Source organism: Psychrobacter sp. CX16 (assembly GCF_057396245.1).
Genome location: NZ_JBXYJF010000007.1, coordinates 90663 through 101348, shown reverse-complemented (window position 1 = coordinate 101348; position 10686 = coordinate 90663). Strand labels below are relative to the sequence as shown.

Here is a 10686-nt window from a genome sequence, read left to right as displayed (position 1 = left end):
GAACAACATTAGACCGTCTATGACAGATGGCTATGACTGTTATCAAAATGCTTTAGCTGAACGCGTTAATGGCATTTTAAAGGATGAGTTTTTAATTCATCAGTGTAATACGTTAGATGAGCTAAGAGTGCTCGTTGATGAGTCGGTTTATATTTATAATCATATGAGACCGCATTTGAGTTTGAATATGAGAACGCCTTTCGAGTTTCATCAAAGTTATGGGTGTTCTGCATAGAAAAAACCAGATACACGGGGTATCTGGCTTGTTTTAAATCATCAACCTATTTTAGGACGAGACATTCGTTTAAAGCAATGAAGATAGAGCGACTTATGGAAGTAAGTGCTCTACTGCATCACGCTCTTCGCTAAGCTCTTGCTCAGTGGCTTTCATTTTCTCTTGTGAGAAGTCAGAAGAGGTGTCTAGACCTTCAACAATTTTCCAATCACCATTGTTGCAAGTACATGGGAAAGAATAGATTAGGCCTTTAGCGATACCATATTCGCCTTGTGAATAAACACCCATAGATACCCAATCGTTCTCATCAGTACCTAGAGCCCAAGTACGCATGTGTGCGATAGCAGCGTTTGCAGCAGAAGCGGCTGATGATGCACCGCGCGCTTCAATGATAGCTGCGCCGCGTTTTTGTACGCTTGGGATATACGTTTTTTCGTACCAGTCACGGTCTACTTGATCTAGAGCAGGTTTACCATTAACCGTACACTCAGTTAAATCTGGATACTGAGTTGATGAGTGGTTACCCCAAATGATCATTTTTTTGATGTCATTTACTGTGCTGTTGGTCTCTTCAGCAAGCTGAGCCATACCACGGTTGTGGTCTAGACGCGTCATAGCTGTGAAGTTACGTGGGTCTAGATCTGGTGCGTTACGCTGAGCGATTAGCGCGTTGGTGTTAGCTGGGTTACCCACAACCAATACTTTAACATCACGGCTAGCCACTTCGTTTAGTGCTTTACCTTGAGCTGAGAAGATAGTTGCGTTCGCTTCAAGTAGGTCTTTACGCTCCATACCTGGGCCACGAGGACGTGCACCAACTAATAGTGCATAGTCTGCATCTTTGAATGCAACATTTGCATCGTCAGTTTGAACAACACCTGCTAATAATGGGAACGCACAATCTTCAAGCTCCATCACAACGCCTTTTAGTGCGTCAAGTGCTGGTGTGATTTCTAAAAGCTGTAGAATAACTGGCTGATCTTTACCTAGCATCTCGCCTGAAGCAATACGGAAAAGCATAGCATAGCTAATATTACCAGCAGCACCAGTAACGGCAACGCGAACAGGTTGTTTCATGTAATTCTCCTAGTGATTTTTAGTGAGGTTGTTTGACAAAACAGTTATGACAAAGATGTCATAAATAGGCAGCTATTAGTAGCAGTGCGCGATTTTAAAGTTATAAACGATTATTAAAATATATATACCGCGGCACTACCTTAACACCAGAGTGTCAGCAAGTTATGCGACTTGGTGACGAGTCTACTATAAGTAACGCTACAAACAGCAAACTATCAAGAAGAATCATAAAGGCGCTGACAATGCCTAATTTGGAAATAATCATTCGCTTATTGGATTAGCAACGTATTGATTAATAATACCAAAGCAGTCGCTAAGCCCATATTATTTGAGCGTTAATTCTTAGTATTTTGCTAAGATTTCATTGCGCTAAAAGTGTAGCACCTTTCAAAATTTTGCTCAAACCTATTTATTGTACCAAGCACCGCTCTAAAGCGAGGGATGATTGCTAACATTGGTACCTGTTAGAAATCATCCCTCGTGCTTTATTGCCGTAAAACAGGTTTAGTATTCTGCCGGAATCGTACCCATACGCTGTGATAGCGGGGTTGTCGCACCCAGCAAACTGCTATAGATGGTGGCGTTCTCCATCACTCGCTTAACATAGTTTCGTGTTTCAGGATAGGCAATAGTTTCAACATACTGGTCTGCAGCAAGCGAGCCATATACCGGCTGCCAACGCTTGGCTTTGTTCGGCCCTGCATTATAACCGGCAGTTGCCAATACAGGCTGATAATTCAGCTTACCCATGATATCACTCATGTACCACGTACCGTATCGAATGTTGGTATCGCCGCTGTTTGCACGGCTAGCACTATAAGATTCACCTAAATTACGTGCAATATACTTGGCAGTTGCTGGCATGATTTGCATCAAGCCACTTGCACCCACGCCCGATTGTGCACTGCTCACAAAGCGGCTTTCTTGACGCATAATGCCGTATGCCCAAGCAGGGTCAATACCGACATTGCGACTATAACGCACCACAGAGTCTTGATACGGCATTGGGTGCGATAAACCATAGCTGTTAACGCTATCAGTATTATCAATGGCGTAAATCGAGCGGTCTAGCCAGCCAATATCGTGCGCATATTTAGCCGCTGCTAAAATCTTACTGGTGTCATTGGCATCACGCGCCACTTTTACCGCCCAGTTCCACTCACGGTTGGCATAACTACGGCTTGAATTGTTGTTATATAAAGCAAAAGCGCGCGCAAAATGTGGATCATTAAGCATGCGATTGGTATCACTGCTTGATACGTTAGGAATACCGTTACCACCGGCGCGGCGTGCGTTAAAGCGTTGCCCTACTTTGTCTTGAGCTAAGAAACCATAGTAATTATTGTGGCTAGCCAAACGCTGATAGATTTGTGTTGCTAAGCCTTTTTTACTGCGGTCACTTGAGCCTTCATAAGCACGAGCCAACCAATATTGCCAAATATCTTCTTTTTGAGTGGCATTGTCCATGCTACCGATGGCATTAATCACATCATCCCACTGGCTAAAGCGGATGGCGGCCATCGCGTAATCTTCTGCTTCCTCATAGTTGAATCTTTCGCCTAAACTCTTACGGAACCAAGTTACTGCTTCTTCGTTAAAGCCATCATCGGTGTTAAAGTTCATACGCTTTACGCCAATAATACGGTAGGCATGACGACGCGTCTCTTCGCTAAGCAATGGCTGACCGCGCATGCTGTCTTGATTGACATCAAAATCAATCTGCATCGCCGCTTCACGATACGATTTATCCGCAATACGGCCAATGGCATATAGATACAAATATTGATTCTTCTGACTAAAACCCTGATTCTTCATGCGGCTAATAAATGCCGTTGGATTTAGCTGAATCTCACTTAATTCACTATAACTAATGGGTATACCAAGTGACTGCGCAAGCGCCATAATATCGCCAGTCCGGCCAATACGTAGCATGCGGAATAGACGCTCTTTACGGTCAGTATTGCTAATCATAGGGTTGCTAATCATTTCAGTACCCAGCTGAGTACACAGCGCAGGCTGCTTTTTGGTGGTTAGCCAAACTTCGGTCTTTAATGACATCGCACGCATTGCATCGCCGCCATTATTAAAGCCAAGCGCCACCGCACAGCGCTCACTGTCATCTGCATTGATAATGTAATTAGCCACTTGACGCACAGCAGCATAATCACCAGCTTTGGCCTTGGTTTCAGCATAATCGGCAGCTAACTTCTCTGCCATTACCGAACCACGATATTTACTTGCAAACTCTGTCACCACACTGGGGTGCAAAGTAGAAATATCATTATCTAAACGCCAATAGGCAGGATACATAGCAAATAGACCGCCATTCATCATCTGCTCATACTGATACAGCGCACCTGAATCGTTACGCTGACCGGCAGAGAGCGCCTCATTAAAGTAGTTAATACTGGTGTCATTGGCATAATTGGTGGCTGAGTCTTGAAAGCTTAACTGTGCGCAGGCAATCTGCGACATGCCTAGCATCCCCATTAAACAGAGGGCAAGCGAAGCCTTAGAGTTCGTTAAGGCTTGAGCATTAAAACGAGTCATAGAAGAGGTCTTGAGCATAAAAACGGTCTTATTGTTAAAGTGAATCTAAAGGGATAATCGAATTAGGGTAACGTCATTAAAGATAAACTGACAAAATAATGCCTGAAAATTAATTAAAGTTAGCGTACTGATTATAGGCAACAATAGCCACCACACCAAAATGCTTTATGTAAGCCGATGTTGCAGATAGCCCTATAAGCGGATAAAACAGCAATAAATCAGACAGTATGAGCGTTAAACACATGAACTGCTTAACAATAATAAGTCACAATAATGCATACGCCATTTTCACTCAACCCTATAAGGCTTATGATATAATAACGCTCTTTTATTTTAGTCAACATAGTCAGCGACTGTTTAAATGGTCATTACTACAAAGCTTATAGTGAACATAAATAAGTCGTAACTGCCTGTACAAAGTCCGTTAAATTAGCTATCGCTTGATTGTGATGGCGTTATTTAGCCCTATCTATCGATAAAATAGCCAAATTCGACGTTTAGTCTATTAGCCATTGGCAACCCTTTAAATCAACACAACCTTGGACTGCTTAATATGAGTGCTACTTTATTTGACCCCAAATCTATCCGTAACACAGATGCAGAGACCAACCCTCTAGCATCGTCTGTGGACAGCGCCAGTCAAGAACAGCCCACTACTGAGCGCCCAAAAAAGAAAGTGTATATCGCAACCCAAGGTTGTCAGATGAATGTGTATGATTCTGAAAAAATGGGTAATGTGCTTGGTGATTCACACGATATGATTGTGACCGATAACATCGATGAAGCCGATGTGTTACTGATGAATACCTGCTCTATTCGTGAAAAAGCACAAGAAAAAGTATTTTCAGAATTAGGCCGTTGGCGTAAGCTCAAAGAAAAAAATCCAGAGCTAGTGATTGGTGTGGGCGGCTGCGTGGCATCACAAGAAGGCGACAACATTCAAAAGCGTGCGCCTTATGTTGATATGGTATTTGGTCCACAAACCTTACATCGTTTGCCAGAGCTATATGATCAATCCACCAGTCAGAAAAACGTCAAACCAAAAGACCGTATCGGTACGGTCGATGTGTCTTTCCCAAGTATTGAGAAGTTTGACTTCTTGCCTGAGCCAAAAGTAGAAGGCTACCGCGCGTTTGTCTCTATTATGGAAGGCTGCTCAAAATACTGCTCATTCTGCGTGGTACCTTACACGCGCGGAGAAGAGTTATCACGTCCGCTAGATGATGTACTAGCCGAAATTGATAGCTTGGCTGAGCAAGGTGTGCGCGAAATCACCCTACTTGGTCAAAACGTAAACGGTTACCGCGGTGAGAAAGACGATGGCAGTATCTGCCGCTTCGCTGAACTATTACATTATGTGGCACACGTCGATGGCATTGAGCGTATTCGCTATACCACCAGTCATCCACTAGAATTCACTGATGACATTATTGAAGCCTATGCCAAATTACCGCAGCTGGTATCACACTTACATCTTCCGGTACAAAGTGGCTCAAACAAAATCTTAGCGGCAATGAAGCGTAACCACACCATTGATGTCTATATCAATCAGATTAATAAATTGATGGCAGTGCGCCCTGATATGCATCTATCAAGTGACTTTATTATCGGCTTCCCAGGCGAGACCGAAGCGGACTTCTTAGAGACGCTAAATCTAGCCAAAGCATTAGACTTTGACCACTCGTATAGCTTCATTTACTCAAAACGTCCGGGTACGCCTGCCGCTGAATTACCAGATGATGTGAGCTTAGCGACAAAAAAAGAGCGTTTGACTATCTTCCAAAAAGTGATTCGTGACTCGACGCTTAAGAAAACCGAAGAAATGGTAGGTAAAACGCTGCGTGTGATGGTGGAGGAGATTGCTGATCGCTATCCAGACCAACTATTAGGTACGGCAGACAATACCCGCTCTGTGTTATTTAAAGCCACCGAGCAACAAAAGTCAGACTTAATGGGTAAATTTGTGACCGTAAAAATCACCGACTTTGTGAGCCCGCATATGGTGCGTGGTGAATTGGTCGAGGTTTTAGATTAATTTGACCTATTTAAATCTATTACCGTAATTTAAGTGTTTTTACTCTAGACAACAAAAAGCGCCCAATGACTCATCATTGGGCGCTTTTTGTTGTTTGCTCGTTGTTGTTTACTCGTTTATAAAGCTTGACCGACTTTGCTTAACTATTCGCTAAACATTGGTATGGCAACTTCCCACAATAAAGCAGCAGCGATAAACACAAACAACACACCACATATGCGGTTTAGCCATAACAATCTAGAGCCACTGCCTAGCCAGCCTGATAACTTCGTACCACCTAGGGTATAGACAAACTGCCAAGTGGTTTCACTGACAAAAAACCCAATCGTTAAAATTACGTATTGTGGCCACAGCGGTGCATCAAAGTTAATAAACTTAGGGAAAAAGGCGGCAAAGAACAGTATTGCTTTTGGATTGGATAAAGACACCCATACACCGCGGCGAAAACGCTGCCCTACACTCTTAACACGATTCATTTCAGATGCATTATTGCCTTTAGAGAAAGACACATTATCATCGGCATGTCGCCATGCTTGAATACCTAAATAAACTAAATACAGCGCGCCCACTACTTTTAATAAGGTGAGTAACCAAGGCAGTCTGCGGCTAATAATATCAATGCCCAGTAGCGCAGAGACCAATAAGATAAATAGTCCAGCACTTAACCCTGCTAGCACCCATACGCTCCGGCGTACCCCATGATTGATACCAGACTGAAAGGCCAATAGCATGTTTGGCCCGGGTGTTGCAGAGATTAAAAAGACGCTAAAAAAGAACACTAAAAATAGGGATAAGCTCATGCCACTTGGCCTTAATAAAAGACTAAATCAGAAAAAAAAGATATCCATATAATCGGTATCAATAAAAAGGAGACAGTCGTCTGTCTCCTAGCTATTCTGACTAAACCACTTAGGCTTGTAATGAGCTTAGCAGTTTATCTAAGAAAGCATCACACTGTGCCAATTGCTCAAGCTCAACAAATTCATTGGCTTTATGTGCCTGCTCAATACTACCTGGGCCACAAATAACGGTCGGAATACCGGCATTGGTAAACTGGCCGCCTTCGGTAGCATAAGCAACCTTGTGACGCGCAGAAGAACCGACCAATCCAGCAATGAGCTCTTGCAGTGCAGCACTGTCACTATCGGTCATGGCCGGCACGCTTTCTAACTGCTCAATCTCGATACCCGTATCGCTATCTACCTGATGCATTTGCTTATTAAGCGCATCAATCTTTTGCTTAATTGCCGGCAGGATATCCTGCGTACCCATCATCGGCAAATTACGATAATCAAAAGTAAATTCGCATAAATTAGGCACAATATTGGTCGCAGTACCCCCTTGTATCGTACCAATAGACATGGTCGAGAATGGCACATCGAACTCATTATCTTGCTGACCCGATGCTGCTAATTCACTGGCTAACTCATCAATAAAGCCAATGAGTCTCGCGGCATAACTAATGGCATTCACCCCTTGCAGCGTCAATGACGAATGGGCAGATTTGCCATGTACAGTGCAGCGAAATACCGAAATACCTTTATGAGCAATCACCATTTTCATAGAAGACGGCTCACCAACGATACAATAATCAGGGCGAATACCGCGCTGCTCTAACTCCGCTAACATTAGCGGCGCACCCAAGCAGCCCACCTCTTCATCAAAAGATAAAGCAATGTGCAGTGGCTTATTAAGCTTGCCCTGCTTAGATAATTCGACAGCTTTGGGCAGCAGACTTAGCGCGCAAGCAATAAAGCCTTTCATATCACATGCGCCGCGACCATATAATTTATCGCCGCGTACTTCAGCATCAAAAGGGTCAGAATCCCACTCTTGTCCGTCCACTGGCACCACATCGGTATGACCTGACAACACAATACCGCCACTCATAACCAAAGACTGATTATTTGACTCATTATCCGCAGCATCACTACCTGCCGGCACGGTCACAAACAAATTGGCCTTACTTTTATCACCACTGAAGGTTAATACCGGCTCTAATCCCAACTGCTGACAATAAGCCTGCACGTCATTGATAAGCGCTAAATTAGAGTGACGGCTCACCGTATCAAAGCTGATCAACCGAGTTAACCAATCAACACTTTGCATGGGATAATCTCTGTCCGTATCTGGCTTGTTACTTTGATTATGTGTGGTCATAAGACCTCCTTATTTTTGCGCTGCAAAGACAGTTGATGTAGAACTTTGACCTCGTCATCTAATCCTGCGACTGGACCTTCGACCTCGATATCGGGCGCTACTTCCTGAATGCTTAGGCTATTAATAGGCGACTTCGACTTGACTCCGAATTCTTGTAGCCACTCACCCAATTGCTTAGATGAGCTGACATAGACAATGCGGCCCAATCCTGCCCAAGCATGCGCAGCAGAACACATTGCACAGTGCTCACCTGAGGTATAGACCACTGCCTTTGCACGTGCCTTAGCGCTCATGTTTTGAGCAGCCCAGCGCGCTAGAGCAATCTCAGGATGATACGTCGCCTCAACCGTATTGATTCGGTTGCGATCCTCAGCGAGCACCTCACCATGTTCATCAACCAAGACACTGCCAAAAGGCTCATCGCCGGCAACGACTGCTTCGGCTGCTAATTCCACGCAGCGCTGTAAGTGAATCATATCGTTATCAGTAATCATAGTATCTCCTTTTAACGTGTATCGGTTAACCTTAGCTGACGGCTCTATAAATCAGTCCTCAATTAAGAAGGGTTGTCTTGATTCATAATATCAATGACCGGAGGTATCGGCTTTGGTTTTAAACCAGCTTCTTCAAGCTCTGCTGCTGTTTTCGCTGTTGGAGACAGACCAGCAATCAAAGGCAAGTCCATCATTTTCTTACGCTTACGGGTCGCCAGACTCACCGGCACCATGCGCACAAATTCATATAAATATAAATAAGACTCCTCACCGCCCTCAAACTCATCATCCGGTGTAATACGAATACTGCCAATTTTTGCCAAATCTGCAAGCATCACATTCTCTTCGGCGGTTAAGCTACAATCAGTCACACCAAAGCCAGTCATAAAGCCATTTGCCCACTGTTTTAGCGCAATCACACGCTCATATAAGTCGTGTTCATCATCAGGCACGAGCGGCGAATATTGATATGCATCGTCTTTGTCTTTTAGCTGAAACGAGGTATCTTCTGCCTCTTCTGTCAGTAGCGTCAACGCTGCCTCATCAGGAATAGAAAAGCTTAGCTCTGACAATAGACGCTCCCACTCCTCTTCTTTGGCGGGTGCATAACACACCGTCATCAAGCCGGTCATTAAGCCATGCAGCTCACTGATGCTCACATCCGTCCAATTTTCAAACACGTTTGACCACTCATTCCAGCCAGAAATATCATCGTTCATAAATAACCTCATTAAAACACTTGTGAAAATCAGATGCTGTTAACCAACATTTATCTTGTAGCACACCGCTTATTTAAGCCAAGTAGCAAAAACATTCATTAACATCCTAATGCTAGATATAATGTGGGCATCTGTGGCATTATTAAAGGTAATATACACATAACCTTTTATTTAAATTAAATCAAACCCGATTAGAAGTGACTCCTCATGACTGAACCGTTAATTGAAAAATTGCAGTACCTAGATGCCACCTTGCATGATATACGCCAGCGTTATGATGTCGTATATAACGAATTAAATGAGCTAAAATTAAACCCTCAAAGCAACACAGAGGAAATAGAACAATTACAGCAGCATCTGGCAGACAGCCAAAACACTCAAAAACAAGCCAGCCAAGCGCAAAGCGAATTAGAAGAAAAACTTAGCCAATTAGATGAGTCTTATCAAAGTCTGGCAGAAGCGCATCATGAATTAAATGACAAATACACTGAGTTATTGAGCAAGTGTGACGCGCTTGAGAAATCCAATCAGCTGCTATTAGAGAAAAACCGTTTGGCCAAAGAGCATACCAAGATTGTTATGAAACGACTGACCATGATTGATCAGGCAGTTGATTAATGGCTCGGCTGCTTAGTCGATTAACCTATTAATCGCTAATACGGTCATTATTGACCTCTAATTACCCTATGAATTTCACCCTTATTTTTATGGTTTAACTGTCGCCACGATAATAATTATTCAAACCCTGTGGCTCATTCGGTTAGGCTGCCAAATACCCAATATTTGAAGAGAGCATTATGTCGAACCCATATCCATCTGAGCAAGAGTACCCTACTGACGATAATATCAATGATTTAGATAATGACGCTGTAGAGACTCATGAGGTAAATCACTCCGAATTAGAAGCTGAGCCATCAAACTTGGTAGAAGTGGATGCGGATAATTCGCTACCGTCAGAAGCCTTTGCTGAAGAAAATTCGTTATCTGACAATCAAGATATGCAGTCTTACGACACCGAGTCAGAAACCGTCTCTGAAGTGATTGATATCGCTCCTGAAAGTGAAACCATCCCTGAAGATGAGTTAACCGTTTCAACACCGATTGATATTACTATTTTAGGTGAACAGTACACGATTAACTGCCCAGTAGGCGAAGAAGACGAGCTAAGTGAAGCGACCGTCTATATTAACGAATTTGTTAACGAGATTCGTGAAGCTGCGCCTCAACTGTCTGCAAAAAACTTACTGGTGCTCTCTTGCCTGAACTTATACGATAAGATGCAAAAAGCAACATCGGCTGCAGCAGTAGATTCAGAAACCCTACAACAAGCCAACCACTTGATTGATCAAATGATAGAAGACATGCAGTTGACCGATGACTAAACCAAAGCTTGCAAAATGCTAAATGGGTTTAACC

10 protein-coding genes are annotated in these 10686 nt (G+C 43.4%); 4 read left to right on the top strand and 6 right to left on the bottom strand.

Going from position 1 to position 10686, the window contains the following annotated elements:
• Positions 1 to 235 (top strand): integrase core domain-containing protein (locus AC2SLM_RS04365; protein WP_486551188.1); only part of this gene is annotated, 235 nt, incomplete at its 5' end.
• 93 nt (positions 236 to 328) lie between these two features.
• On the opposite strand, the gene AC2SLM_RS04360 is transcribed toward AC2SLM_RS04365, so the two are convergent.
• Both AC2SLM_RS04360 and AC2SLM_RS04355 read right to left on the bottom strand, forming a co-directional pair.
• Positions 329 to 1312, bottom strand: a complete 984-nt coding sequence (locus AC2SLM_RS04360; protein ID WP_486552258.1) for a malate dehydrogenase — start codon at positions 1310 to 1312, stop codon at positions 329 to 331.
• Between the two features lie 504 nt (positions 1313 to 1816).
• Complete coding sequence (locus tag AC2SLM_RS04355; protein WP_486542131.1) at positions 1817 to 3862, bottom strand: lytic transglycosylase domain-containing protein; 2046 nt, start codon at positions 3860 to 3862, stop codon at positions 1817 to 1819.
• Between the two features lie 553 nt (positions 3863 to 4415).
• Between AC2SLM_RS04355 and miaB the strand changes: the two genes are divergently transcribed.
• On the top strand, positions 4416 to 5897 hold the full coding sequence (miaB, locus tag AC2SLM_RS04350) for a tRNA (N6-isopentenyl adenosine(37)-C2)-methylthiotransferase MiaB (protein WP_486552256.1): 1482 nt from the start codon (positions 4416 to 4418) through the stop codon (positions 5895 to 5897).
• A 143-nt stretch (positions 5898 to 6040) separates the two neighbouring features.
• Here miaB and AC2SLM_RS04345 read toward each other — a convergent pair whose 3' ends face one another.
• The 4 genes from AC2SLM_RS04345 to AC2SLM_RS04330 form a co-directional block, all read right to left on the bottom strand.
• Positions 6041 to 6697, bottom strand: a complete 657-nt coding sequence (locus AC2SLM_RS04345; RefSeq protein ID WP_486552254.1) for a LysE family translocator — start codon at positions 6695 to 6697, stop codon at positions 6041 to 6043.
• 109 nt (positions 6698 to 6806) lie between these two features.
• Positions 6807 to 8057: an acetylornithine deacetylase gene (gene argE, locus AC2SLM_RS04340; RefSeq protein ID WP_486542138.1), complete on the bottom strand. Its 1251-nt coding sequence runs from the start codon at positions 8055 to 8057 to the stop codon at positions 6807 to 6809.
• The gene (locus tag AC2SLM_RS04335) at positions 8054 to 8551 is read right to left on the bottom strand and encodes a nucleoside deaminase (RefSeq protein WP_486552252.1); all 498 of its coding nucleotides are present in this window, start codon (positions 8549 to 8551) and stop codon (positions 8054 to 8056) included. Before AC2SLM_RS04335 ends, argE begins: the two co-directional genes overlap by 4 nt.
• Positions 8552 to 8613: 62 nt before the next feature.
• Positions 8614 to 9270: a UPF0149 family protein gene (locus tag AC2SLM_RS04330; RefSeq protein WP_486542142.1), complete on the bottom strand. Its 657-nt coding sequence runs from the start codon at positions 9268 to 9270 to the stop codon at positions 8614 to 8616.
• 207 nt (positions 9271 to 9477) lie between these two features.
• Here AC2SLM_RS04330 and AC2SLM_RS04325 point away from each other — a divergent pair, with 207 nt between their 5' ends.
• Both AC2SLM_RS04325 and AC2SLM_RS04320 read left to right on the top strand, forming a co-directional pair.
• Complete coding sequence (locus AC2SLM_RS04325) at positions 9478 to 9888, top strand: hypothetical protein (RefSeq protein WP_486552251.1); 411 nt, start codon at positions 9478 to 9480, stop codon at positions 9886 to 9888.
• 179 nt (positions 9889 to 10067) lie between these two features.
• Positions 10068 to 10652 carry a cell division protein ZapA gene (locus AC2SLM_RS04320; RefSeq protein WP_486552249.1) on the top strand — a complete coding sequence of 195 codons (585 nt, stop codon included), beginning with the start codon at positions 10068 to 10070 and terminating at the stop codon, positions 10650 to 10652.
• Positions 10653 to 10686 lie beyond the last annotated feature (34 nt).